The organism is Roseibium sp. MMSF_3247 (assembly GCF_030733765.1).
GTDB lineage: Bacteria > Pseudomonadota > Alphaproteobacteria > Rhizobiales > Stappiaceae > Roseibium.
Genome location: NZ_JASHII010000003.1, coordinates 190,347 through 216,061 on the forward strand (window position 1 = coordinate 190,347; position 25,715 = coordinate 216,061).

At 58.0% G+C, this 25,715-nt stretch carries 23 protein-coding genes and 1 pseudogene; 3 read left to right on the forward strand and 21 right to left on the reverse strand.

Going from position 1 to position 25,715, the window contains the following annotated elements; genetic code table 11:
- Nucleotides 1-28: 28 nt before the first annotated feature.
- From RBB44_RS11280 to RBB44_RS11310, 7 genes are all read right to left on the reverse strand, one after another.
- A complete protein-coding gene (locus tag RBB44_RS11280; protein ID WP_209174509.1) occupies nt 29-436 on the reverse strand; it encodes a RidA family protein in 408 nt (135 codons plus the stop codon).
- A 22-nt stretch (nt 437-458) separates the two neighbouring features.
- On the reverse strand, nt 459-1,349 hold the full coding sequence (locus RBB44_RS11285) for a sugar kinase (RefSeq protein ID WP_306147477.1): 891 nt from the start codon (nt 1,347-1,349) through the stop codon (nt 459-461).
- 3 nt (nt 1,350-1,352) lie between these two features.
- Nucleotides 1,353-2,408 (reverse strand): D-TA family PLP-dependent enzyme, encoded by a 1,056-nt coding sequence (locus tag RBB44_RS11290; protein ID WP_306147478.1) that lies wholly within the window; start codon nt 2,406-2,408, stop codon nt 1,353-1,355.
- Nucleotides 2,405-3,871, reverse strand: a complete 1,467-nt coding sequence (locus RBB44_RS11295; protein ID WP_306147479.1) for a M81 family metallopeptidase — start codon at nt 3,869-3,871, stop codon at nt 2,405-2,407. The genes RBB44_RS11290 and RBB44_RS11295 overlap by 4 nt, the downstream gene beginning before the upstream one ends.
- Nucleotides 3,872-3,961: 90 nt before the next feature.
- Nucleotides 3,962-5,002 (reverse strand): DctP family TRAP transporter solute-binding subunit, encoded by a 1,041-nt coding sequence (locus RBB44_RS11300; RefSeq protein ID WP_306147480.1) that lies wholly within the window; start codon nt 5,000-5,002, stop codon nt 3,962-3,964.
- A gap of 29 nt (nt 5,003-5,031) precedes the next feature.
- Complete coding sequence (locus RBB44_RS11305; protein ID WP_306147481.1) at nt 5,032-6,315, reverse strand: TRAP transporter large permease; 1,284 nt, start codon at nt 6,313-6,315, stop codon at nt 5,032-5,034.
- Nucleotides 6,312-6,839 carry a TRAP transporter small permease gene (locus RBB44_RS11310; RefSeq protein ID WP_306147482.1) on the reverse strand — a complete coding sequence of 176 codons (528 nt, stop codon included), beginning with the start codon at nt 6,837-6,839 and terminating at the stop codon, nt 6,312-6,314. Before RBB44_RS11310 ends, RBB44_RS11305 begins: the two co-directional genes overlap by 4 nt.
- 158 nt (nt 6,840-6,997) lie before the next feature.
- Here RBB44_RS11310 and RBB44_RS11315 point away from each other — a divergent pair, with 158 nt between their 5' ends.
- Nucleotides 6,998-7,960 carry a MurR/RpiR family transcriptional regulator gene (locus RBB44_RS11315; protein WP_306147483.1) on the forward strand — a complete coding sequence of 321 codons (963 nt, stop codon included), beginning with the start codon at nt 6,998-7,000 and terminating at the stop codon, nt 7,958-7,960.
- Nucleotides 7,961-8,122: 162 nt separating this feature from the next.
- Here the strand turns inward: RBB44_RS11315 and RBB44_RS11320 are convergent, their stop codons facing one another.
- The 14 genes and pseudogenes from RBB44_RS11320 to RBB44_RS11385 form a co-directional block, all read right to left on the reverse strand.
- Entirely contained in the window at nt 8,123-8,896 is a 774-nt protein-coding gene (locus RBB44_RS11320; RefSeq protein ID WP_306147484.1) for an SDR family oxidoreductase, read from the reverse strand.
- A complete protein-coding gene (locus RBB44_RS11325) occupies nt 8,896-9,819 on the reverse strand; it encodes a dihydrodipicolinate synthase family protein (RefSeq protein ID WP_306147485.1) in 924 nt (307 codons plus the stop codon). The genes RBB44_RS11320 and RBB44_RS11325 overlap by 1 nt, the downstream gene beginning before the upstream one ends.
- A gap of 17 nt (nt 9,820-9,836) precedes the next feature.
- The gene (locus tag RBB44_RS11330; protein ID WP_306147486.1) at nt 9,837-10,496 is read right to left on the reverse strand and encodes an aspartate/glutamate racemase family protein; all 660 of its coding nucleotides are present in this window, start codon (nt 10,494-10,496) and stop codon (nt 9,837-9,839) included.
- Nucleotides 10,493-11,917 (reverse strand): amidohydrolase family protein, encoded by a 1,425-nt coding sequence (locus RBB44_RS11335; RefSeq protein ID WP_306147487.1) that lies wholly within the window; start codon nt 11,915-11,917, stop codon nt 10,493-10,495. The genes RBB44_RS11330 and RBB44_RS11335 overlap by 4 nt, the downstream gene beginning before the upstream one ends.
- On the reverse strand, nt 11,914-13,353 hold the full coding sequence (locus tag RBB44_RS11340) for an amidohydrolase family protein (RefSeq protein WP_306147488.1): 1,440 nt from the start codon (nt 13,351-13,353) through the stop codon (nt 11,914-11,916). Before RBB44_RS11340 ends, RBB44_RS11335 begins: the two co-directional genes overlap by 4 nt.
- On the reverse strand, nt 13,346-14,782 hold the full coding sequence (locus tag RBB44_RS11345) for an ABC transporter substrate-binding protein (protein ID WP_306147489.1): 1,437 nt from the start codon (nt 14,780-14,782) through the stop codon (nt 13,346-13,348). Before RBB44_RS11345 ends, RBB44_RS11340 begins: the two co-directional genes overlap by 8 nt.
- Nucleotides 14,779-15,792, reverse strand: a complete 1,014-nt coding sequence (locus tag RBB44_RS11350) for an ABC transporter ATP-binding protein (protein ID WP_306147490.1) — start codon at nt 15,790-15,792, stop codon at nt 14,779-14,781. Before RBB44_RS11350 ends, RBB44_RS11345 begins: the two co-directional genes overlap by 4 nt.
- Entirely contained in the window at nt 15,789-16,778 is a 990-nt protein-coding gene (locus tag RBB44_RS11355) for an ABC transporter ATP-binding protein (RefSeq protein WP_306147491.1), read from the reverse strand. Before RBB44_RS11355 ends, RBB44_RS11350 begins: the two co-directional genes overlap by 4 nt.
- A complete protein-coding gene (locus RBB44_RS11360) occupies nt 16,778-17,653 on the reverse strand; it encodes an ABC transporter permease (protein ID WP_306147492.1) in 876 nt (291 codons plus the stop codon). Before RBB44_RS11360 ends, RBB44_RS11355 begins: the two co-directional genes overlap by 1 nt.
- A gap of 1 nt (nt 17,654) precedes the next feature.
- Nucleotides 17,655-18,620, reverse strand: coding sequence for an ABC transporter permease (locus RBB44_RS11365; protein ID WP_306147493.1), 966 nt, complete (start codon nt 18,618-18,620; stop codon nt 17,655-17,657).
- A gap of 67 nt (nt 18,621-18,687) precedes the next feature.
- A complete protein-coding gene (locus RBB44_RS11370) occupies nt 18,688-20,241 on the reverse strand; it encodes an ABC transporter substrate-binding protein (RefSeq protein WP_306147494.1) in 1,554 nt (517 codons plus the stop codon).
- 54 nt (nt 20,242-20,295) lie between these two features.
- On the reverse strand, nt 20,296-20,697 hold the full coding sequence (locus RBB44_RS11375; protein WP_306147495.1) for a VOC family protein: 402 nt from the start codon (nt 20,695-20,697) through the stop codon (nt 20,296-20,298).
- A gap of 113 nt (nt 20,698-20,810) precedes the next feature.
- Entirely contained in the window at nt 20,811-21,236 is a 426-nt protein-coding gene (locus tag RBB44_RS11380; protein WP_306147868.1) for a GntR family transcriptional regulator, read from the reverse strand.
- 39 nt (nt 21,237-21,275) lie between these two features.
- A pseudogene (locus RBB44_RS11385) lies at nt 21,276-21,467 on the reverse strand (GntR family transcriptional regulator); the annotation flags it as partial.
- Nucleotides 21,468-21,559: 92 nt separating this feature from the next.
- On the opposite strand from RBB44_RS11385, the gene hydA reads away from it, so the two are divergent.
- Nucleotides 21,560-22,942, forward strand: coding sequence for a dihydropyrimidinase (gene hydA, locus RBB44_RS11390; protein ID WP_306147496.1), 1,383 nt, complete (start codon nt 21,560-21,562; stop codon nt 22,940-22,942).
- Nucleotides 22,943-23,174: 232 nt separating this feature from the next.
- Nucleotides 23,175-25,694, forward strand: coding sequence for a heavy metal translocating P-type ATPase (locus tag RBB44_RS11395; protein ID WP_306147497.1), 2,520 nt, complete (start codon nt 23,175-23,177; stop codon nt 25,692-25,694).
- The last annotated feature ends 21 nt before the right edge of the window (nt 25,695-25,715 follow it).

Here is a 25,715-nt window from a genome sequence, read left to right on the forward strand (position 1 = left end):
AGCCGATAGCCCCGGTCTCCACTCTAAATCAGTCGGCTATTGGGCGCGGTTTGTACGCGACCGCATCGATCTCGACCTTTGCGTCGACCATCAGCTGGGAACGAACCGTTGAGCGGGCCGGACCACCATTCGGGAAATAGCTGGCGTACACCTTGTTGAAGGTCCAGAAGTCCCGGGTGTCGTCCAGCCAGACGCCGACCTTCACGACATCATCGAGCGTGCAGTCCGCAAGGGCGAGCGCCGCGATGACGTTTTCCATGGTGCGTTTGGTTTGGCTTTCCACGCCGCCCGGTTCGATCTCGCCATTTTCCTTCATGGCGACCTGGCCGGAAATGAAAACAAAGTCCCCAGCGCGTACGGCTGTTGCAAAGGGAAGAGGTTGTCCGCCGGCACCCGTTTTGCCGCCGCCGAAACGTTCAATCGTGGCTTGGCTCATGTTCAAGCATCCTTTTTGGTTTTTAAGAGGAAAGGGTCATGTTCGGTGCGGTGACAGCACCGAAGGCAGTGGTCGAGTGCGCAGCGGCGCGATTGGCAATGTCTGCAGCTTCGACTGCATTACCAGAACGCAGCCACGCGGCCATGAAGACACCGTTGAAACAGTCTCCGGCACCGGTCGCGTCTACCGTCTCCACGGCTTCACCCGGGATCGTCTGAACACCGTCCCCGCAAGAGACGGCAACGCCATCCGCACCGAGCGTCAGGGCAACGATCCGCGCGCCGAGACTGTGGTAGAACCGGACGATCTCTTCTGGGCTTGTGTGCCCGGTCAGCGCACGGGCATCCTCAAGGCCCGGCAAGGCGATATCGCAGTGTTTCATGACCTCATGCGTCACCGCGCGGGCTTCGTCCAGCGACCAGAGCGCGGTCCTTAAATTCGGATCAAAGGCCACTGTCCGGCCGTTTGCGACAGCGACTTCAATCGCGTGGCGCGTGGCGTCCCGCATATCATCCGATACCGCAAGGCTGATGCCCGAGGCATAAACCAGCGAAGCGTCCGCGATGGCGGATTGTGGAATGTCTTCTCGAGTCATACGGGATGCAGCCGAGCCCTTGCGGCGGTAGAGAAACTTGTGCCCATTCGCGTCATGCTGGACAAAATAAATCCCAGTATCCTCGCCCGGCTTTGACGTTACGTGCTTCGTTGACACACCTTCGCGCCGCCAGGTTTCCTGAAGGCTTTCACCAAAGGTGTCTGCGCCGATATTGGCGATCAATCCGACATAAGCCTGCTGGCGCGCTGCCGCGATACAGACATTGGAGACATCTCCGCCCCACCCGGGCAAGAAAGAGCCGTCCGGTTGCTCATTGAGTTCAAAAAGCGGTTCCCCGATACACAGTATATCGACCATAGGTCAGACCACCTTGCCACGGGCAGAAACGGTGGAAGTCCCCAAACCGTGTTCACCTCGGACAAGCTGAACCTCATCCACCATATTGCTGACCACGCAGGCGTGATTGGGCACGATCCGGATCCGGTCACCCACCTCAAGGCCAATGGTTTCGGCGCGCAGCACTCCGTGCTCTTCCGACAAGGCATCAACGGTTATGTCCGGGCGGCCAAGAACGTGGCCATGGCCGTTCAGTCCGAGGAGATCCGAGGTCAGGACCTTAGTACCGGCATCAATGACGGCCCGGTTTGGGGCTGGCACAGAGACAACAGTTGCAAGCACCGTCAAAGCGCAGTCGCCCCAGTCACAAACACCCCGGCTCACCAGGGAGCGGTCGTTGTAAACGTATGTGCCGATCCGGTACTCGGTCGCACCCGGTACGTTTTCCGCCCGCCACATTCCAGGTGATCCACCGTTCGAGATCACGGCGACCTTCGGACCATCAGCCTCGATCAGGTCCCGCGCCTTGGTGAGCCAGTCCTGCACCTCTGCTTCCTTACCAGCTGGCGGATAGGTCATCAGCCCGCCGAAGGTGAGGCCGGGGCTCTGGTTTATGATTTGCGCCAGATCTCGCGCCGCTTCCGGACTGGTGACACCGCACCTCTCTGCGCCGGTGTCGCATTCAACTAGCACTGTGAGCCCGCTGGCTGTGTCTGAAAAAGCGTCCGACAACCCCTTCACGGTTGAAGTGTTATCCGCGACGACACTCAGGCGGACCGTCCCGGCCAGCGCCTTCAGCCGCTCCAGCTTCTCTGCTCCCAGGATATTGAATGTGATCAAGACATCATCAATGCCACCGTCCGCGATCATCGCTTCGGCTTCGCTGATCTTTTGGCATGTGATGCCAATTGCTCCCGCCTCAAGCTGGCGCTTTGCCAGAAACGGCAGTTTGTGGGTCTTGATATGCGGGCGCAGGGCAAGACCATGTTTCGTGCAATAGGCCTGATAAGCGTCGATGTTTGCCTCGGCGATGTCGAGATCAACGAGAACTGTCGGCGTTTGGATATCTTCAAAACTCATGCAAGGGCCATTTCGAAGGGGTTGGAGACGATCGGCCACAGCGGGCGCGTCAAACGGGTATAGGGCGTCGTTTTCGGGTCATTGGGGTAAGGACCGTCAACAGAGGCATAAAGGACCTCCGCCGCAGTCTTTGAAAATGCACCGTAGAAGTGGTTGGTCGACTTCACCACCAGAACTTTTTTGGCCGTGATGTCGATGCCGAGATTGGTGAACAGATCCGGCGAAAATGCCTGGCTGCGATTGGAGTTCAGCACCACATCTATGCCGCCAAGTCGGATGACAGAACAGTCGCCCAGCGGAACAATCGATGTGCCGAAGCTTTGTACCGCCTCCCGCTGGTTTTTGAGCACAGTGACGGTCGCGTCCACCGGATCGCCAGCTGTCGAGGACGTCTTGCCGCCGAAACGCAGGTTAAGACGTGCCCCCTCCCCGGCAGCATGACAGAGCCGCACAGCCATCGGGTCCCAAATGGTGCCAAACGCCGCCGATTGGAGGTCCTGGGCCATAGCTTCGCGTAACATCAAGGTGGAATCACCGGCAACGCCACCACCTGGATTGTCCCAGACATCCGCAACGACCACCGGGCCCTTGTCCGCTCTGGCAGCCTTGGCCAAAGCAGCCGATGCTGTCAAAAACTGAGGTTTCGTCTGCCCCCGGAAGGAAAACAATTCCTGGCCCAGGCGCGTCGCAATTTCAGTCCCCTTTGACCGATCATTGTCGGTCACAACAACGATCTTGGCTCCGAGGTCCGGAGAATCTCCGGCCATGAACCCATGAATGGCCGACACGGAAAGGACGGTTCCGTCTTCTTCCAACGCTTTCATCCGGTCGACAAAACCGCGCATTGGAGCCTGACTGGTCGGCAGGATATCGATCATACGCACATCGTAGGCGGATACGACCGGTTTGATTTCACCCCTCAAGGCCCGCAAGACAAGTGCGACACAGGCTTCGCCCGTTTCGGCAAAATCCGTATGCGGGAATTCCTTGAACACCGTGATGATGTCCGCATTGTCGACCCGCTTCTGACTAAGGTGACTGTGCGGATCAAAAGTGACACCGATGATCGTCTCTGGTCCGACAATGCCCCGGACGGCTTCCAGCAGAGCACCTTCGCAATCGGTGCAACCATCTGCGATCATCGCGCCATGCAGGCCCAGAACAACGCCATCCAGCGGCAAGGCTTCACGGACCTGCTCCAGGATCTCGTCCCGCAAATAGACCCAGGTCCCGGCGTTCAAAAGCCCCCCAGGCTCGGCCCAGGTGGCAGTGCCCTCTATAAGGTCGAAATCAAGGTCCTGAGATGCCCGGCGAAGCGCGGGGAAAACGCCGCTGCACAGAGTTGGCGTTTCCGGATGAGCACCGGGAGCTGCATAAAAACTCTGTTTGAAGTCAGAAAAGTCCGTCCGCAGAGGCGAAAACGTGTTTGTCTCTGTGGCGAGCGATGCACAGAAGATCCGCATGGATTGGGTCCTGTCCGGGTTCTTGTTATATGCCGGAGACCATTTGGCGGCCTCCGGCAAGTTCTTCAGACGGCCGTCCGGCCGTGCCGATCAGTTCAGATAGGAGGCTTCGTTTGCCTTGTTGACTGCATCGCGGAACTTCACCAGCAGCTCATTGGCCTTCGGGTCGAGATTTTCCGCAACATGCGTTTCGAATGCCGGCTGTGTGGCTGCTGCCATCTCCGCCCGCTGGTCATCGCTGAGCGCGGTGACCTTGATGTCATCGGCGAGCCCTGCAAGACCGCGGTCGGAAGCTTCAATGATGCGGGAAAGGCCCCGGCTGGCTGCCACACAGTTCTCGGCTGCGGTGTGCACGGTGGCTTTCTCGCTGTCGGACAGGCCTTCGTAGAAGGCACGGTTCATCAAGAACGTGTACGGTGAGAACAGATGATTGGTTAGCGTCAGATATTCCTGAACCTCTGCGAAGTTCGCGAAGGAGATGATCGGGACCGGGTTCATCTGACCATCAATCACGCCGGTTTGCAGGCCAGAATAGACCTCGCCCCAAGACAGCGGATAAGCTTCTGCGCCAAGAGCTTTCACAATAGTCTGGTGCGACGGCAAGGTCATCGTGCGGATGCGGATGCCGTCAAAATCGGCCAGGTTGGCAATCTCGCGCTGCGAGTTCGTAACGGCAAAGAAACCGCCAGTGTCGGGGAAACCGAGCACTACAACATCACCGAGTTCAGCCTCGATGTCTGCGGCAAGCGCCTTACCGAAATCTCCGTCGAAGACTTCATAGGTCGCAGCATTGCCGTTGAAGGCGAACGGCAGGTTCAGAACATCAATGCGCGGATAATAGCTGGCAAGCGCGCCCGTAGACGTCAGCGTCGCCTGAAGCAGGCCATCACGCACCTGCTGAACATGTTCCGCTGCCGAACCAAGCTGGTTGGAGCCGAAGACTTCGACAGAAACACTGCCGTTGGTGCCGGAGGTGACGAGGTTGTCAAAGACGGCAGTGCAAGCATGAGCCGGATTTTCAAACGGGTCGGTCTTGTTGTCGTGACCGAAGCGAATGACGCCTCCGTCCGCATAGGCGGTGCTGGCGATCAAGGTGGCGGCAAGCGCCGCAGATAGTGCAGTCCGTTTCATGTGATTACCCTCTCTGGTGTTTGTTTTGGTTAGTTGGCAAAGCCAAGGAGTCTGGGCAGGAGCAGGGCGGCGTCCTCCCAGAAAGCGAAGATGAAGAGAATGGCGACCTCGGCGATCAGGAACGGCATCAACTTCACCGAGATGCGTTCCAGGCGTTCTCCGGTCACGGAGGAAAGAACAAACAGACAGGCGCCGACGGGCGGCGTCATCAGCGAAATGTTCAGCGCAAGAACGAAGATGATTCCGGCGTGGATCGGCTCGAGACCAACCTGCTCGGTCAAAGGCACAAGCACTGGCGCAAGGATGATCAGGATTGCGGTGATATCCATGACCATGCCGACAACCAGCAAAAGACAGATGATGATGGCGATGACGGCATAGCGGTTGCCTGAAAGGCTCAGGACCGTCTCCGCCATGAGTTGCGGAATACGTTCAAAGCTCATCCACCAGCCCAGCACGCTGGCAAAGGCGATGATGACGAAGATGACACCAGTGATCCGTGCAGTGCGGACCAGCATCGAATAGAAATTCTTGAAGGTCAGCGTGCGGTAGACGATCGCACCAATGAAGAGCGCGTAGGCAACGGCAATGGAAGCTGCCTCTGTCGGCGTAACGATACCGCCAAGAATTCCGCCAAGGATGATAACCGGCATGGCGAGCGCCGTCAGGGAGGAGACGAATGTCTGCCAGACTTCCTTGAGGCTGGCCCCGCGCAAGGCTTGCGGCAGGTTTTCCCGCTTGCCCCCGACTACGATGACGCCCATGCAAACGGCGCAGATCACGAGGCCCGGAAGGATGCCAGCCGCAAACAGCCCCGCGATCGAGACCCCCATAAGGGAACCATAGACCACCATCAGACCGGATGGCGGAATGGTTGGGCCAATGATCGAGCCGGCGGCTGTGACAGCGCAGGCGTAGTCCCGCTTGTAACCTTCCTTGACCATGGCCGGCACGAGCGTCCGCCCGAACGCAGCGGCATCAGCGGTTGCAGATCCGGTCAGACCGGCAAAGAAGACGGATGCCAGCATGTTCGTGTGGGCAAGACCACCGCGAAAGCGACCAACCAGGACCTGAGCGAGTTTCACCAAACGGGTTGTTATGCCCGTCCCGTTCATGATCTCACCGGCCAGAATGAAAAACGGCATGGCAAGGAACGGAAAGATGTTCAGTCCGTTGAAGATTTTGCTCGGCCCAATCGCCAGGAACGAGCCGCCGCCCACATCGATCAGACCGATGACACCGGCAAGACCAATGGCAAATCCGATCGGCATGCCAAAAAGGATCAGAACGACAAATGAGATGGCGACGATCATTGGCCGTCCTCCAATACAGGTTCGGAAAACACGGGTTTATCGAGATGACCACCGAGGTCCCGCAACAGCACGAGAACAAGCTGAACCGAACACAGCGCCGCGGAGACGGGAATCGCCGCATAGAAGGGCGCCAGACTCATGCCAAAGATCATGGCGTGCCGTGGAGCACCGCTTTGGGCAAAGGCAATTCCATACCAGGCGACATAGAGGAAGAGCGCCAGCGACAGCAGATCAACCGCGATCAGCACCAGACGCCTGACGGAAACCGGAAAGATCATGACAAAGGCCGTGAGTCCAATATGATCGCGCCGTGCGATGCCGGAGGACACAGCGAGCATCGCTGCCCAGATCATCAGATAGCGGGCCAGCGTTTCCGGCCAGGGCAACTGCCAGCGTAAATAGTAGCGGTCGGCGACGCCAAGCCAGACGTCGAGCACAAGCGCGAGCATCAAACCCGCAACAACAAACTCAACAACCTTGTTCACCCGCTCGCTTGTTATGGCTGCCCAATCCTGAACCAACATCTTCCTCCCAGAGTGCGGCCTGTAACTCAGTTACGTTTATGACATCGAAAGACCTCAGAATCAACGCTAAAATGAAATTTAGTTACAATTCTAGTTTCGTTTCGCTTGATTATTCAGAGTTTCTTGATTGTTTAGACAGAGATATGTAACTTAGTTTCATGACAAATGACCCTGAAGTTACACTTGAAACTGAAACACCTGATGCGGTCGACGCTCCCATGCGACCTCCTCAAAAAGGCGGACCGGGTGTTTTTGACGTGCTGTCCGCACTGAACAATCTGGATGGGAACTTTGCTGCCCAGGAGCAAAGGGTCGCGACCTATGTCAAGAACCACCTTGATGCGATCAGCAACATGACAATCGGTGATTTGGCCGATCACTGTGAGGTCAGCAAACCGACGGTCATTCGGTTCTGCCGCAGTCTGGGATGTTCAGGTTTCCGGGACTTCAAGCTGCGCCTGGTGCAGAACCTGGCTGTGAGCGCACAATACATGAGCGTGAACACAATACCCGACGTTCCAGACACCAACACGGCCATCGACCAGGTGATCGGCGCGCTTTATGCCTCTGTCGACACTCTTCGGAAGCAAGTCGAGACGGACATGCTGGATGCAGCCAAGGAGGTTATCCTGAATACAAGGCAAATCCTCTTTGCCGGCATCGGCGGCGGCTCGTCCATGATCACGCAAGAAGCGGCAAACCGGTTTTTCCGCCTTGGTATTCCGTCCTTCCATGTAAGTGACAGCTATCTGCTCCAGATGCGGGCCGCAACGCTCGGTCCGGGAGATACGCTCTTTCTGGTCTCGGCCAGCGGTGAGGCAGATGCCATTGTCGGAGCTGCAGAAATTGCAAATGGTTATGGCGCGACTACCATCTGCATTACAAGATCGGGAACCCGGCTCGCAGCCGCAGCCAAAATCCCGATCCTCATCGACGTCCCCGAGGATCGCGCGATCTTCAAACCGACAGCTTCGCGATATGTCCATTTGGTGGTGATCGATGCATTGGCGACCGCAGTGGCGCAGGAGTCTGCGGACACGACGAAAGAAAACCTCCGCCGTATCCGCGCCTCCCTCACCGCCTATCACGGCCGTACCGGACCACAACCACTGGGTGACTAAGGCACGGTCTGGCGTTTCGCTTCTGGAGATCTGCAAGGTGTCTTCAGCAAGGCGCAACTGGAGCTGAAGCTTTCGTCCCCGTAGCTGACATTGGGAACGCGTACCTAAATGCGCTCCCAATCAGCCGCGGGCAACTGAGATATCAACCAATAACCAAACGTTCTAAATCCCGCGAATGCTGCCGCCGTCAATCCGGATCTTGCTGCCCGTCACATAGGACGCACGCTCTGAACAGAGGAAGGTGACGACATCCGCAAATTCATCCGGCCGGCCATAACGCCCTGCCGGTATGGCGGCTGCCGACTGTGTTGCAACGTCCTCGACGCTCTTGCCAAGGCGTTTGGCCGCCGCTGCATCCAATTCATCGACACGGGTCGTATGAATGCGCCCGGGCATTGCGATATTGACGGTGATCCCTTTCGACGCGACTTCGGTGGACAGTGTCTTGGACCAGCCGACAAGCGCCGACCGAAGGCCATTGGACAGGACCAGGTTCGGGATCGGCTGCTCAACACCGGACGAGGAGATTGTCACGATCCGGCCCCAGCCGGCTTCTTCCATGCCCGGCAGACACCGGTTGGCAATATGGATCAGGTTGGCGACCATGGTCTCGAAATGTGCCATCCAGTCGGCACGCGCCGGATCCGTGCTGCGTCCCGGAGGTGGGCCACCCGCATTATTCACCAGAATATCTATGTTTCCAGCTTCCAGCAGGCTGTCCAGTACCGCATCGACTTCAGCGGCATTCGACACGTCCAGCTTTTGAGCCGTGACAGAGCCATCTGTCGTCTTTGCCCACTCTGTGATCGCATCCGCATTCCGGGCCGCGGCGATCACATCGGCGCCTTCTGCCGCCAGGCTCTTCGCAATGGCGGCCCCCAAACCACGGCTAGCACCAAGAACAAGCGCCCGTTTTCCTTTGATCCCAAGATCCATCAGTTTAGTTCCTTCAGTCTTTCTTCTTGACGCGCCAAGAGCGCATCGACTTCGGCCTGCGCCGCTTTGGTGAGCCCGGCACCTGGCCGCCGCAAGGCAGCGCTGCCAATCACACCCCGCTTGGCAAGCACGTATTTCCGCACGGCCAGGCCAAGACCCGGCTGCTGCTCGTAACGGGCCAGCGGCAAATAAGCGTTGAAAAGGTCGCGCGCCCGCGCAGCGTCTCCGGCGTGCGTATAGCGCACAACGTCCCGCATCATTTCTGGATAACAAAAGCCGGTCATAGCGCCGTCTGCTCCACGGTCCATTTCCTCCGGCAGGAACAAACCGCCATTGCCGCACAGGATGGAGATCCGCCGGGTCAGCGTTCCTTCCGCACGGAGCGCGGAGATCTTTTCCAGACCCGGCCAGTCCTCATGTTTGAGGCACACACAGGTTGGGACGTTTTGCACGATCCTGGCAATGGCGCTTACCGGAATATGCACCCCCGTTGCCAACGGGAAATCCTGCAAGACAAACGGCACATCGCCAATGAATTCCGCTGCCTGAGTGTAATATGTGACGATCTGGGCATCGGTCTTGAGGTTGCCAGGCGGCGCAATCATCACCCCGCCTGCACCAGCATCCATCGACGCTTTGCTGAGTTCCGCCATCTGAGCGAACCCTGGTGCCGAAACGCCTACGACCAAAGGGATACGCCCGTTCAAACGAGCAAGGATCCTTTCAACAACCTCAAGGGACTCCGCTGTTGTCAGCTTGGGCGCCTCTCCCATCATGCCCAGCGCCGTCAATCCAGTCGCACCGGCCTCCAGATAGAAATCCACCATCCGGTCGACACTTTCCAAATCGAGAGCGCCATTATCGTTGAACGGCGTCACAGCGATCACGTAGACGCCCTGCGCCTCTTCCGTCAGTCGGGTCATGCCCGATCCTCCCCTTTTTATGCGCAGGTTCTCAGCGCAAGTTGACCGATCGCGGCAGCTGTTGCTGCCTGGCACGGATCGACAACCGGCAAACCTGTCTTTTCTTCAAGCAGTGTTCGATATTGCACCATCCCCGCACATCCCGTGATGAGGACATCGGCGCCAAACTGATCTCTCAGCTTTCCGCCAACCTCTGCCAATCGGGCGATGGTTCTGTCCGCATCCGCGAGATCCAGAACACCAAGCCCGAGCGGCAGATCTGCGGCCAGCCGGTCCCGAACGCCAAGAGCCCCGAGATACCGTATATGCCGCTGAATGGAAGCACGGCCCAGAGACAAGATCCCAAAACGTTGACCAAGCATCATGGCCTGGAGATAGGCGCTTTCCGCAATGCCAAGAACCGGTACGGTCTGCGCCTCCCGAAGCGCCGCCAGACCGGGGTCTGAGAAACAAGCAACCACAAAAGCAGATGCGTCTCCTTGTAAGCCGCTGGCGAGCTTCAGGAGGGGACCAACAACGCCATCGACATGTGCCTGCGTTTCAATCCCTGGAGGACCCTCCTTGAGGGTGAGGCAGGAAATCGGAACCGGTGATATCTGAAACATTGGAGCAATGGCATCATAAATCCCGTCTGTGACATGTTCTGAACTGTTGGGATTGATCACATAAATGGTCATGCGGGCATCTCCAGGCACCGGGGCGCGATTGCATCAAAACTGCGCCCTTTTGTATTCTCCGCGACCCTGATCGCCCGCGCTTGTGCCGCATCAATCTCGGCCAATGCCCCGGCAGTATCGAGCCCTATAGGCTTACCATTGTCCAGCACATGCCGGCCGGCAACCCAGACATCCCGAACTGCCCGCTCAGCCCCTGCATAAATCAGGCTGCGCAAGGGATCGTGCACCGGCCGCATCGATGGAATCGTTAGGTCGACGGAAACAACATCAGCCGCGGCTCCGGGGAACAACCGGCCAAGATCACTTCGACCAAGCGCCTGTGCACCGCGAACAGTTGCTGCATGGAACACCTCGGCCGTATTGATGTCCGCGAAATCGCCGGACCGGCACCGCGACTGAATTATGGCCTCGCGCATTTCCTCGAGCATGTTGAACGGAATGGTGTCGGTTCCGATTCCCACATTGACCCCTGCTCTCAAGTACCGGCCGAGACTTTCCATACCCTGTCCGGAGCGTGCGAAAGTCACAGGGCAATGAGCAATATTAGTCCCTGTCGCCGCCAGCGTTTCAAGGTCCGTTGCCGTCCGCGCGCGGGTCAGGGTATGATGATCCAGACAGATGCCATGCCCCACGATCACATCCGGGCCAAGAACACCGATTTCCTGCAGCAAGGAAACGGGCCCCTTGCCATGGCGGCGATAGAGTTCCGTGACCTCCGCCATCGTTTGGGCAGCGTGAACCGTCAGCCGCAATTTGCGGGATCTGGCTTCATCTAGAGCCCGGACCAGAAAATCCGGATGGCACGTATCGATCTGGGACGGTGCCACCACGCCGGTCAACCGGCCACTTCCGTCCTCTGTCACTCGGTCGAGAACCGACAGGGCTTCATCGCGTGCGGATTCTCCTGCGGCTTCATCCCACTCATAGTTCAGCGCCTTTTCGTCCGCCAGACGCCAGCGGGCCTGACGGAATCCAGGAGCAAGCCAGACCCTGAGGCCGCTTTCCGCGGCAATGCCGAGCCAACGGGGATGATCACCCGCTATGTCGAGGCAGGAGGTCACGCCCGAGGCGAGAAGTTCCGACAGCATCAAGGTCTGACACGCGGCCTTCGCATCGGCATCCGAGTCGATCAGGGTCGAGAACTCGTAAAGGGCATTGCCCCAAAGCTGCGGTGTTCCGGTGTCATCGAAAAGCCCCTTCGCGAGCGGCTCGTCTCCGGAATGGCAATGTATATTGACCAAACCCGGCATGATAAGCCGATTGCGCCCATCCACTTCAAGATCCGCAGCGCCTTGCCACACAGGCCCCACATGCAGGAGCCCGCTGTTGTCAAAGGCGACGTCCAGGTCCCGCCCGTAGACATGCTTGCCGCCTTCCCACCGAACCACCCAAGAAGCCTTGCGGATAACCGTCACGCTCATGCGCTTGCTCCGTAGCGTTGTGAGGACCAAAAGCCCTTCGGGACAGTCAGCGCGGATGTGCTGTTTGTCCGGTCGATCATGCGCTCGGCCTCCAGGGCAGCATCCCGCAAGATCGCCTCCTCGCAAGCCTTGGTGGCCTTTCCAGCTTCAAGAACGACTTCGCCCCGAACCAGCACCGTGTCAACATCGTTGCCGTTTGCAAAACAGACCAGCCGATGTGCCGACATGTTCGGCGGATAAAGATGCGGACGGCGCATATCCACCAGCACGATATCGGCATCCTTACCGGGTTCAAGCGATCCGATCCGGTCTTCAAGTCCAAGCGCCCGCGCGCCTTCTATCGTTGCCATTTCTAGTGCCCGGCCCGGTGGAAGCACACTTGGGTCGCGGAAATGGCGGCGATGATAGTGCATCGCCTGTTGCATGTGGCGGAACATGTCCGAGGACCGGTCTGGTGCGGTTGCGTCAGAGCCCAGCGCGACGGTCACACCTTGATCCATCAATTCGATTGCCGGACATCGGCCCATGATGGAGGCAACGGCCGATGGATTATGGGCGATTTTTGTTCCGGTATCCGCACATAGAAAAACCTCGTCGTCATGCAGGTTGACTGCATGGGACAGCAGCGCATTCTCACCCAAAAGCCCGAGTTTCTGAGCCCTTCGGATGGACCCGCCCTGATGCCCGTCCTGAGTAAAGACGACATCGGCTTCCCGTGCAGCCTGTGCAACGCGCTGCGATTGTTTGCAGGCCGTCACATAAACATCAACAGGCATTGTGTTTTCGTGTTCGTCCCGCAGTACCGGATAAAGCAGCGCAACGTTGAGACGCCCGGTGTCTGCGCCATGCCATCGGGACAGCAGGTCGAGGCTGGTTCCAAGCTGCGTATCAAAATCCACCGGATGCGGGTCTTTACCGCCATCGGAATACACCAACGGGTGTGGCGCACGGGTTGGGCCGACAGCCATGACCGTGCGTCCGCCGAGCGCGCACACGCCTTCCATATGGGCATCACCATACTCCGGCGTGTCGGTCCGCATGATTGTATCGCCGCCCCCGAGAAGCGACACACCGCAGGTTACCCCAAAACGGATGCGTTCCAGTACGGCAAGGCGCGCCTCGGCATTCCAGAACTCAGGGGTCGAGCCGGTTGTATAGACTTCTCCGCACAGTGCCTCCCAGGCATCACCGTCATGCATGGACATGGTCTTGATGAGCGCATGTCCGGCATGGGCGTGCACGTCAATCAAGCCGGGAATGATGACCTTTCCCGTTGCATCGATTGTCCGGGGCGCATCATGTTGCGACGTCACCTCTTCGCGCGTGCCAACGGCAAGGATCTTGCCGTCCTCAATCGCGATTGCCCCGTCGTCAATGATCCGGCGCTCCGGGTCGACCGGGATTACGGTGCCACCAAGGATTAAGAGGTCAGCCATGCGCGGCTCCTGTCAAACGGGGAAGTGCGCGCAAGTCTGGTACACCATCAACCGGCATGGAAAACCCCTTGAAATCTCTGGAAAATGCAACGGCACGCAGTGGATTGTAGAGTGTCAGCCACGCCGGGTCTTGTTGAAGAAGACGGAACGCCTCCCGGTAAATTGTCTCGCGTTCCGCAGAATTTTCGGTCTCGCGTCCCCGGTCGATTAAAGCTTCAACAGCAGTGTTGCGGTATCCCTGCCACCAGGCCCCGGCAATCCGGCTGTCGATCTTCTCATAGAGCACCCGGAATATGGACATCGGACTGGAATCAAACACGCATAGATCCCGGATTTCCTTGCGCCGGACCATGTGGGCATAAGCTTCACGATCTTCATGGATATGAACGCACAACTGGATCCTGACATTGGCGAGCTGTTCGGCCAACACGTCTGTCAGGATTTGCGCCTCATCCGGCAGGCGTGTCGGACAATCAACGGCAAGCTCCAGTCCATCTTTGTATCCGGCATCACAGAGCAATTGGCGGGCAGTATCCGGATCGTGCGGCACACGTTGTGCAGCATCCGCTCCAAAGTGCGCGGGACTGACAAACCCATGGAGCGGTTCGCCCGCGCCTCCAAGAACGCCCTGAACGACAGCGTCCCGGTCAACCGCAAGGCTCAGTGCCTTGCGCACTCTCGGATCGCGCAAGGGTCCCTTTTCAGCATTCAAGAGATAGATGATCGCGACCGGCGCCCGGTAGGTGTGAAGCGCAACACCGTGCCTTTCTGCATGAGGGGGGATGGCTGCGGCCATCAGTGCCTCGCCCGCCGCAACAGCCGCCAAACGCTTGTCAGCGTCGGGCTCGCGGACGATACAAAGGGACGTGTTTTGCGGCTTGGGCCAGTGACGCACACCAGATACCTCCAGCACCAGCGTGTCTTCCGAGCGCCCCGCAAGCCGGAAAGGACCGGTGCCGCAATGGGCGCTTCGGTCGCCGGCATCCAATGCCTCAAATGCACTTGGGGCAACAACAAACGCTTGAACCAAGACATCACAAAAGTCCGCCATGGGCTCAGCAAGTGTGACGGTAAGAGCAAGACCAGACGCCGCATACACCGCCCCTTCAAGATATTGGCGCCAAACGGCTGGTGAGCCGAGCGTGTAGCCCTTGTCCTCCCGCGCCATCCGTTCAAGCGAGGCCTGAACGGCGGCGGCATCGCATTCCGTTCCATCGTGGAAGGTCACGCCGCTGCGAAGGAAAAACCGCCAGATGCGTCCGCCGCCGGACACTTGCCAGCACTCTGCAAGACCAGGAACAAACTTTGTTCCCTCACGTCGCACCAAGGTGTCGTAAATTGCGCCCAATACGCTCAACTCGTCGGCTGCGTCCGTACAGTCGTGAGGATCGCCCAAGGGGGTGCGGGCCTGGAGAATCGTCACGCTCATGCCACGTCCCGCGCAGGCTCATCAATCAGATGACAGGCGATCTGCTGCCCGGCCCCATTTTCCGTCAAGACCGGGCGTTCGGCAGCACACCGCTCCCAGGCAAACGGACAGCGCGTCCGAAAGCAACATCCGGACGGCAAAGACAGTGCGGACGGCACTTCCCCTTTCAGATCCAGCTGGGTCGGCTTTTCGTCGGGATCTAGGGACGGTGCCGCCGACAGGAGCGCACGTGTGTAGGGATGACTGGGGGCTGAAAAAATTCGGTCGCGAGGGGCTGTTTCAACAATAAACCCCAGATACATCACCGCGACCCTGTCGGCGATGTGATGGACGACACTCAGGTCGTGACTGATGAACAGATAGGCCAGCCCAAATTCATCCCGGAGATCCATCATCAAGTTAAGGATCTGCGCCTGGATGGACACATCAAGCGCAGAGACGGGTTCATCCGCAATAATCAACTTCGGATTAACCGACAGAGCCCGGGCAATGCCAATCCGCTGGCGCTGACCGCCGGAGAATTGGTGAGGATAGCGTCCCGCGTGCTCGGCGTTGAGCCCCACACGCGCCAACAGCTCTTCCGTTCGTGCATGCGCTTGGGCCCAGCTGCCGGTTTGTTCGGCTAGCGGTTCTGCAACGATGTCGCGGACCTTCTGCCGCGGGTTCAAGGACGCATAGGGATCCTGAAAGATCATCTGCATTTTCGAGCGAACCGGCAGCAGCTCCTTTGGTGACAGGTCTTGGATGTCTTCGCCTTCAATACTGACGGTTCCAGCTGTCGGCGTGTGAATGCGGGCGATGGTCTTGGCGACCGTCGACTTGCCACAACCAGACTCCCCGACAAGAGCAAGCACCTCGCCTTCCTTCACTTCAAAAGACACGCCATTGACCGCATGAACCACCCGCTTGGGTGCGCGCAACCGGCCTTTCTCAAATTTCAGCCGGTCCAGAAGCCCGCCGCCAATATCGAACCGCTGCTCAAGGCCTTTGACTTGCAACATCGCCGTCATGCCGGTTCTCCTTCGACTGGAAAATGACAGGCGGTTAACCGGTCCTTGTCCTGCTCTGCCAAAACCGGCTCGATCTCTGCGCAGCGCGCCTGTGCCCGTGGGCACCGGTCCTGGAAATTACAGCCTCTCGGCAGTTTGCGAATGTCGGGAACGGCTCCGGGGATCTGATCCAGCCGGTGCTTGCGATCCGATGGATCCGGAATCGACGCAATCAGGCCTGCTGTATATGGGTGCCGCGGCGTATCGATGACCGCGCGGGTCGGGCCGCGTTCAACGACCTTGCCGCAATAGAGCACCGTGATGTGGTCCGCCATTTCGGCGACAACGGCCAGATCGTGGGTCACAAGGATCATCGACGCTCCACGCTCGCGCACCTGTCGCTTGATCAGCTTCAGGATTTGGGCCTGTATGGTGACATCCAGCGCAGTCGTCGGCTCATCGGCAACGATCAGACGCGGTTCGGCGAGCATGGCAATCGCGATCACCACCCGCTGGCGCATGCCCCCTGAAAACTGGTGCGGATAGGAAGACAGGCGGTCGGCGGCCTGACTGATCCCCACATCCTCGAGCATCTGAATGCAGCGCTTGCGGCGCGCGGACTTGTCCAGGTCCGTATGAAGGCGCAGCATTTCGTCCATTTGCCGGCCGATGGTGTGCAGCGGATTGAGCGACGTCATCGGATCCTGGAAGATCATTGCGATCTCCTTGCCCCGGATCTGACGCAACCGGTCTTCCGAAGCCCCGGCCAGATTTTCGCCGTCAAACGCGATCTGCCCGCTTTCGATCCGGCCAGGCGGATCAATCAGACCGAGTATGGAAAACCCGACCACGGATTTGCCGCCACCAGATTCGCCGACGAGACCCATGATTTCGCCCTTGCCGATCTGGAACGAAACGCCGTCAACGGCCTTTACCGTTCCGGCAAAGGTGTGGAAGTGCGTCCGCAGATCCGCGACCTTGAGAAGTGGTTCTTGCGTGTGTTCCATCACTTCAGCCTCGGGTTGAGTTCGTCACGCAGAAAGTCGCCGAACAGATTGATGCCGAACACCAGAGCCATGATGAACAGTCCCGGGAATACGGAAACCCACCAGAGCCCTGAAAACAGAACATCAAAACCATTTTTGATCAGGAGACCGAGGGACGGCTGGGTGATGGGTACGCCGACCCCCAGAAACGACAGGCTCGCTTCAATCAGGATGAATGTGCCGACCTGAACGGTGGCAACAACAATCAAAGGTGTCGTCACGTTTGGGAGAATATGACGGCCAATGATCTTGCCGTCGCGCAGTCCGGACACCCGGGCAGCTTGCACGTACTCGCGGCCAACTTCCGAGAGGGTTTGCCCACGGACCGTCCGTGCATAGACCACCCAGCCAACCGCCGTCAGGGCGATCAGGACCTTGTCGATGCCGGTGCCGAATGCGGACATCAGGAACAAGGCGATCAGCATGGACGGAAAGGACAGCTGTATGTCGGCCACCCGCATCATGAAAGCATCCACGCGTCCGCCGAAATAACCGGCCAGCAGGCCAACCAACGTCCCGAGCATCAGCGAACACACCATCGCGGTGACACCAATCATCACGGAGATGCGTGTGCCATAGAAGATCGCTGCCAGAACGTCCCTTCCCTGACCATCCGTGCCGAGCAGGAAACGGGGATCTCCACCCGGCAGCCAGGCCGGGGGTTTGTAACTGTCCATCAGATCCAGAGCTGCGATATCATAAGGATCCTGCGCCACCAGAAACGGCCCAAACAGGACGATGACAAAGAAGCAGACAAGGATCAGGCTTCCAGCGATTGCCGATGCGTTGCGGCGGTAATTTGAAAAAAACTCGGAGGAGAAAAACGCGGTCATCATGTCATTTCACCGTGATGCGCGGGTCGATCAGCGTGTAGACGATGTCGACAATGAGATTGATCACCACGAATATCACCGCCACCAGCATCAGGTAGACAACGATTACCGGGCGGTCCGCACGGTAGATGGAATCGATTAGGAGTTTGCCGAGACCCGGCCAGGCAAAAATGGTCTCCGTGATGGTGGCAAAGGCAATCAGATCGCCCAGCTGAATCCCGAATATCGTCACAACCGGGATCAGGGCATTGCGCAGACCGTGCCCATAAAGAACACCACGCCGGGAGACACCCTTGGCCCTTGCGAATTTCATGTAGTCCTGCCGGGTCACTTCCATCATGCCGGCGCGAGTGATGCGCAACAACATCGCCATGGTCGCAAGAGACAGCGTCAGAGACGGCAAGATCACATGGCCCCACCCATCGGCAGTCAGAATGGACCATTGCACACCAAGGAACGCTTCAGTGTCACCGCGCCCGGAAGACGGGAAAATCCGCCACTTCACCGCAAACAGGAAGATCAGCATCATGCCGACCCAGAAGCTCGGCAAGGAAATCCCGAGCAGCGACCCAGACATGATCGATCGGCTGGAAAACCGGCCCGGATTCGCCCCGGCAAATACCCCCAGAGGGATGGCGACAAGCGCCGACATCGCCATGGCAACGAGCACCAATTCGAGGGTCGCGGGTAAGCGCTCCAGGATCAGGTCGAGAGCCGGTTCACGAAAGACGTAGGAGCGGCCGAAGTCTCCCTGGAGCATGTTCTTCACAAAAATAAGATACTGTTCCGGCAGCGAGCGATCGAGCCCGAGAATACGGCGGGCCTGTTCGATCTCGGCATCGGTCGCGTCAATCGGCACAACCATGAACACCGGGTCGCCGGTGAAACTCATCATCAAAAACACGATGATAGACACGGCCCAGAGCACTATCAGCATCTGAATGAGCCGCTTGATGATATAGCCCAGCACGTTGGCGGACCTCCCCCAATTCCCCTAGAGAAGATGCGGGATGCAACAAGCACCCCGCAGCTGCGTTTTATTGGGCAACATCCATGTCGTAGGCCCACAAGAATTTGTCCGTGCGCGGGGTGAACTCGACCCCGTCGCGCGCACCGTAAATGTCCTGTTCGTAGTGAACCGGGATCATCGGGATTTCGCGCATAAGGATCTTGGTAGCCTCTTGAAGATGCGCGTCCCGCTCTTCAACCTTGGCCGTGCTGTCTGCCTTGTCGATCAGAGCATCCACTTCCGCATTGGAATAGCTGCCACGATTGACCTGACCATAGCCTTCGCGCTTATCCCGGCTGTAGAAAAGCGCGCCGTACATGGAACCCGCATCTCCGGAAGGTACGTCCCAGCCGGACATGATGAAGCTGGAATTTTCCGTTGGAACGCGGATGTAGCCCCAGAAGTTGGACTTCGGCATCACGTTGAGCTCAACATTGACACCGATTTTGGCGAGCATGCCCGCAAGTGCCTGGGCAATTTGGGCATCGTTGACATAACGGTTGTTGGTTGCGTCCAGTGTCAGGGTGAAGCCATTAACACCAGCGTCCGCCATCAACGCTTTCGCTTTTTCAAGGTCATAGGGGTATATTTCGCGGAAGTTCAGGCCATCGACAAATCCCACATGGCTGGATGGAACATACTGTTCGGAAGGCGTGGACAGGCCGCCCATGATCGCACGCTGAAGAGCCGTGACATCGATTGCACGGGCCATAGCTTCGCGCACCCGGCGATCTGTCATCGGGTTTTCACCGTCAATGGTCGGGCTGTTTTCCCTCATGTCGAGCGCAAGGACGAGATTCAGGAGAGAGGGACGCGTGACCACCTCAAAACCGTCTTCGCCCTTGACGCGCTCAACATCACGGACGGCGAGGTCCTGGACAATATCGACTTCACCGGTCAGCAGAGCCGCAGTCCGGGTTGCCGGGTTGGTTATCGGGCGGAACGTCACGTTCTCGATCTCAGCCTCACCCATGTAGTAATCGTCAAAGGCCTCGAGCTCGACCTTGTCCTCACGGACCCAATCTACGAGTTTGTACGGCCCGGTTCCCATCGGATTCTGTTCCAGACCATCGTTGCCGACCTTGTTCACATGGTCTTCGGACAGGATCAAAATCGCTGCAAGATCATTGGGAAGCGCCGCATATGGTGCCGGCGTCTTGATCTCAACCGTGCGATCGTCAATCGCTTTAAAGCTCTCGATATTGGCCGCAAGATTGACCATCAGAGATTCCTTGAGACGGTTGAGCGTGTAGACGACATCAGTGGCCTTCAGCTCGTCACCATCGTGGAACTTGACGCCGTCGCGCAACTTGAAATGCCAGGTCGTGTCGTCAATCAGCTCCCAGCTTTCGGCCAGGCCGGGCTCAAAGGTCAGATCCGGCGTGCGGCGGACGAGTGGGTCGTAAATATGATAAAACATGATGTTGGAGGACAGCTCCTCCCCGGCCTGCGGATCCATGTGGGTCGCATCCGAGGTCAAGCCAATGGTCAGGCTCTTTTCGGCCGAGGCCGCCCCAACTGTAAGAGCCGCTAGACACACGGACGCTGCCAACGCCCGAAGCGCTGTATTAACTGTAGACATATCTTTGTCCCCTCTGGGTTCTGGTAGGGTGACAGGCGTTGACCGCCCTTCTGGTTATGCAGCCGCCTTTTTGAGGACGGACTGAATCTCAATCTGATAGCCTTCCGGATCATCGAAAACGAACGCTCGGATCCCGAGCTCGGCGCTGTCGCGCGGCTCAGTCAACGCTGCAACCTTTTGGGCCCGCACCCAATCATGCCAAGCATCAACATCGGGAACCCGGAGGCAGATCTGCACCGGCTTGTCGACACTTGCCCGCTTGGCACCGCGCGATTGGTCGACCAGACCAACATGAGCTGCGCCGGCCAGCTGATAAATCTTTGACCAGCCCTGATCGATGGCAAGCCTTGCGCCCAGCACACGCTCATAGAACTCCTGCGCGCGCGGCACATCATGGAAATACAAGAACGTGATTTGAAGCTCCGGCGCGGCCGGCATCTCAAGGGTAAACAACATAAAAAATCCTCTCGAACACCATTGGTATACCAATGGAACTCCAGGTGTCAATGCAGCAAAAACCCGCGCAAGAGACTTGCGCGGGTCAAAAACTGGGTTTGACTAATATTTAGTCAGGAAAGTCGATGAATGTGTGCCAGGATCGCTTCGCGGGCATTTTCGATATGCCGACGCATGGCGGCTTCGGCTGCATCCGGGTCGCGAGCAAGAATTGCGTCTATAATTTCAAGGTGCTCACGGGCACCAGGCTCAAAACGCGACGGGATCTCCCCCTGATCGAAAATACGGGTTTTAAGTTTCAGGCCTTGGATCATCTCTGCCAGCAGTTTGGATCCGGCGATTTTAGCAATATGCATGTGTAAATCAAAATCAAAATCGGCATGAGTGACGGCATCTGGTCGATCATTTGCAAGGAATTTCTCGATCGCAGCCTTAAAGTTCAACCAATCCTCGGGGGCCGAGTTGACGCTGGCTGCCTGCCGCGCCGCCTCGCATTCCAACAAACGCCGCACGTGCAATATCTCAACGATTTCGGACACCGAAATCCGGGAAACAGTCGGCGTTCCCCGCGCGCTCCGTGTGACAAGACCTTCCGTGATCAAGCGGGTTATCGCTTCCCGGAGCGGTGTACGCGACACACCGAGACGCTCCGCAAAGGCACGCTCTTGCAAAGGCGTACCAGCCGCGAGATCACCACAAAGGATCATCTTGCGAAGCCGCTCCAAGGTATGCTCTGTTAAATTTGGCTCTGCTGCCTGTTGTACCGGCATGAGTTTCCTACACCTAAATAGCGCCTTTTACAGGTCGTGTTTGCATCCTTGGTATACCAAGCGTATTCTAATTTTGCAAAGAGGAGCGATGCATGACCCCACCCGTTTACGACACAGTGATCCGCAATGGTATCCTTGGAGATTCACTAGGGCACGCCGAGGGTGATATTGCCATTGTGAATGGGCGTATTGCAGCAACCGGCCTCAACTTACCCAAAGGAAACACGGAAATCGACGCCCGGGGGCGCATTGTCTTGCCTGGTGGCGTGGATACCCACTGCCACATCGAACAGATGTCCGGAGCCGGCGTGATGAATGCCGACACCTTCGAAACAGCAACCCGGTCGGCTCTCCATGGCGGCACAACAACCACAGTGTCCTTTGCCGCGCAGCACCCGGGCATGCGCATTCGCGATGTCCTGGCCGACTACAGCAAACTTGCCGCTGCTGGGGCGATGACGGATTACGCCTTTCACATGATTGTTGCAGATACGTCGGGCGAGAACGTCAGCGATCTGAAGACAGCCATCGCTAACGGGCATCGATCTATCAAGATCTTCACCACCTATGACAAGGTCCGCCTTCAGGATAGCGAAATCCTCACCACTTTACGCGCGGCAAGGGATGCGGGCGCGCTGGTGTGTGTGCATGCGGAAAACGACGCCATGATCCGCGATGCCACAGCCACCCTTCTAGCGGAGGGCAAAACCGCGCCGCGGTACCATGCCCAGTCTCACCCGCGGCTTGCGGAAATCGAGGCAATCGAGCGCATGTGCCGGTTCTCGGAATTCACCGGTGCGCGGGTGATGATTTTCCACATCTCGACACAAGAAGGTGTCGAGATCGTCCGCAAGGCAAAAGCACGCGGTGCCAACATCCACGCCGAAACCTGCACGCATTACCTCTTTCAAACTGAAGAGATTCTTGATCGGCCGGACAGCGCAAAATTCCTCTGCAGCCCGCCGCAAAGACAGAAAGAAGATCAGGACGCCCTGTGGGCCGCACTCGGCCAAGAGCTCGAGCTCGTAACCTCCGATCACGCCCCTTACCGAATGGATGAAAGTGGCAAGTTCCGGCACGGGCCAGATGCCCCCTTCCCGAAAATCGCAAACGGTCAGCCAGGATTGGAGCTGCGCCTGCCTCTCTTGTTCGACGCGATAGTGTCGAACGGCCGGGGTGGTTTGGACAAGTTTGTCGAACTCACATCGGCAGCGCCCGCGAGAGTTTTTGGTCTCAAAACTAAAGGCTCTTTGGGCATCGGCAAAGACGCAGACTTTGTGATTTGGGATCCGGAACGGAAACACAAACTCCCCGACGCGCTGCATGACAACGTTGGCTATAACCCCTTTGCCGGCGAAATGCTCAAGGGATATCCGGAGAAAGTCCTAAGACGCGGCGAAATCGTCGTCGATAATGGCGAGCTTTTAACACGGCCCGGAACCGGCCAGCTTTTGAACATGACCGCCGTGCGGTGATCAGTAGAGGTTTTCGAAGAGTTACCGAAGAAGATCGTGTTTGCTTCAGTTCAACTTTCAGAACGCATAGCCCTCTAACGCCGCGATGCTACAAAAAACATCATACCCAATCGCCGACAGAGTGATGTTCTCCCACTGGCCGGATATGTAGAAAACCGGACCTTGACCTTCCAGCGACTAGAAGCTCCATCTTGGTTTCAATAACCAATTCAAAGATGAAGGATGGCGCGTCATGGCGGCCGATTCCAGTTTTCAAAAATCCATATCTCTACCAATAGAAGGCATGCATTGCGCGTCCTGCGTTGGCCGTGTCGAGCAGGTCTTGAAAAATGTTCCTGGCGTTGCGGATGCCAATGTCAATCTTGCTACCGAACGCGCGCAGGTTCGCTTTGACGGCGCAGTTGAAACCCAAACTCTGATCGCCACGATCGAGGGCTTGGGGTACGAGGTCCCGAGGCAAACAAGCCATCTTGCGATTGATGGAATGACCTGCGCCGGTTGCGTCCGGCGGGTGGAACAAGCGCTGCTTTCTATTCCAGGCGTGTCTGCGGCAAGCGTGAACCTTGCCACAGAACGAGCAACAGTGACCGGAAACGTCGATATCGCAACACTCATTGCAGCGGTCTCAGAGACCGGCAAATCCGCACGCCAGATCGGCCAAGACGACCATCCCGCGCAAGATACGGCATCGAAACGGGACGATGAAACGCGTCACCTGAAGACCCGGGTGATGGTCGCCGGACTGCTGACCTTGCCGGTGCTCATCCTTGAGATGGGCAGTCATCTGATCCCGGGCATGCATTACCTGGTCGCGCAGACGATTGGCATTCAGGCCAGCTGGCTGGTGCAGTTTGCGCTTACCAGTGCGGTGCTGTTCGGTCCAGGCCAGTCCTTCTACCGGCAAGGCCTACCGGCCCTCTTGAAGGGCGCTCCCGACATGAACAGCCTCGTGGCTGTCGGGACAGCCGCCGCCTATTTCTTTTCGGTGGTCGCGACGTTTGCACCATCCCTTCTGCCCGTTGGAACGGTCAACGTCTATTATGAGGCGGCTGCCGTCATAGTAACGCTCATTTTGATCGGACGGTGGATGGAGGCGCGGGCCAAGGGACGCACCTCAGAAGCAATCCAACGGCTGGTGAAACTTGCTCCAAAGACGGCGCGCGTCCGGCGGGACGGCAAGACTGTTGAGGTCGAGGTCTCCAGCGTTGCAGCCGGTGAGATCATCGAAGTGCGTCCCGGCGAAAGACTCCCGGTGGATGGCGAAGTGATCGAAGGGGCAACGTTTGTCGACGAGAGCATGATCACGGGCGAACCTGTACCGGTTTCAAAAGAACCTGGGGCAAACGTCATCGGCGGGACGATCAACCAGACCGGAAGCCTTGTGTTTCGTGCTACTGCTGTCGGCACCGACACGATGCTTGCCCAAATCATCCAGCTTGTAGAAGAGGCTCAAGGCGGTAAGTTGCCAATCCAGGCGATGGTGGACAAGGTCACCATGTACTTCGTGCCGGCAGTCATCACGCTGGCTCTTCTCACCTTCGGTGTCTGGATTGTGTTCGGGCCGGATCCCGCTTTGACGTTTGGTCTGGTGAACGCCGTTGCCGTCCTCATTATCGCTTGCCCCTGTGCGATGGGCCTTGCGACACCAACGTCAATCATGGTCGGGACAGGACGGGGCGCCGAAATGGGGGTTTTGTTCCGCCGGGGCGAAGCCCTGCAGGTCTTGAAGGAAGTGCGCGTCGTTGCCTTTGACAAGACAGGAACACTCACCGAAGGGGCACCGAGCCTGACCGACCTTGAGGTCACGAACGGCTTCGATGCTCAAACGGTGCTGTCCCATATCGCAGCTGTCGAAGCAAAGTCGGAACACCCGATCGCACAAGCGATTGTGGAAGCCGCCGAAGCACAAGGTCTGGCATTACCGTCTGTGCGTGATTTCGAAAGCCTGACCGGTATTGGTGTTGCTGCAAATGCAGGTGGGCGAATGGTTCAAATCGGCGCGGACAGGTACATGGCCGAACTCGGACAGGATGTGTCGGTCTTTGATGACATTGCCGAACGTCTTGGCCATGAGGGCAAATCCCCGCTTTATGCCGCGCTGGACGGCCAGCTTGCCGCCATTATCGCCGTGTCCGACCCGATCAAGCCGACCACCCCCGCCGCAATAAACGCCCTGCATGCGCTCGGTCTCAAGGTTGCAATGATCACCGGGGACAACAGCCGCACGGCACACGCAATTGCAAACCGGCTTGGCATTGACGATGTCATCGCAGAAGTTCTGCCGGAGGGCAAGCTGGAAGCGGTCAGAGCGCTGAAGGCCGCGCATGGCCAGCTTGCATTTGTCGGTGACGGGATCAACGACGCGCCAGCCTTGGCCGAGGCCGATGTCGGCCTTGCGATCGGGACCGGAACGGATGTGGCGATCGAGGCGGCGGACGTCATTTTGGTGTCCGGCTCGCTCGCCGGTGTGTCGAACGCGATCGCCCTTTCCAAGGCGACAATCCGCAACATCAAGCAAAACCTCTTCTGGGCCTTTGCCTACAACACGGCCTTGGTCCCGGTGGCGGCAGGGATTTTGTATCCGGCCTTCGGCATTCTCATGTCGCCAGTTTTCGCAGCAGGCGCGATGGCGCTCAGCTCCGTTTTTGTCCTCGCCAATGCTCTGCGGCTCAGATCCTGGGCACCGAAGATGCCGGTTGCCTTCAGCAGCAGCGCAAATGCCGGAGCTCTGAAGGTCGCGCCAGCGGAATAGAACGATGATTGAGACGGGGCG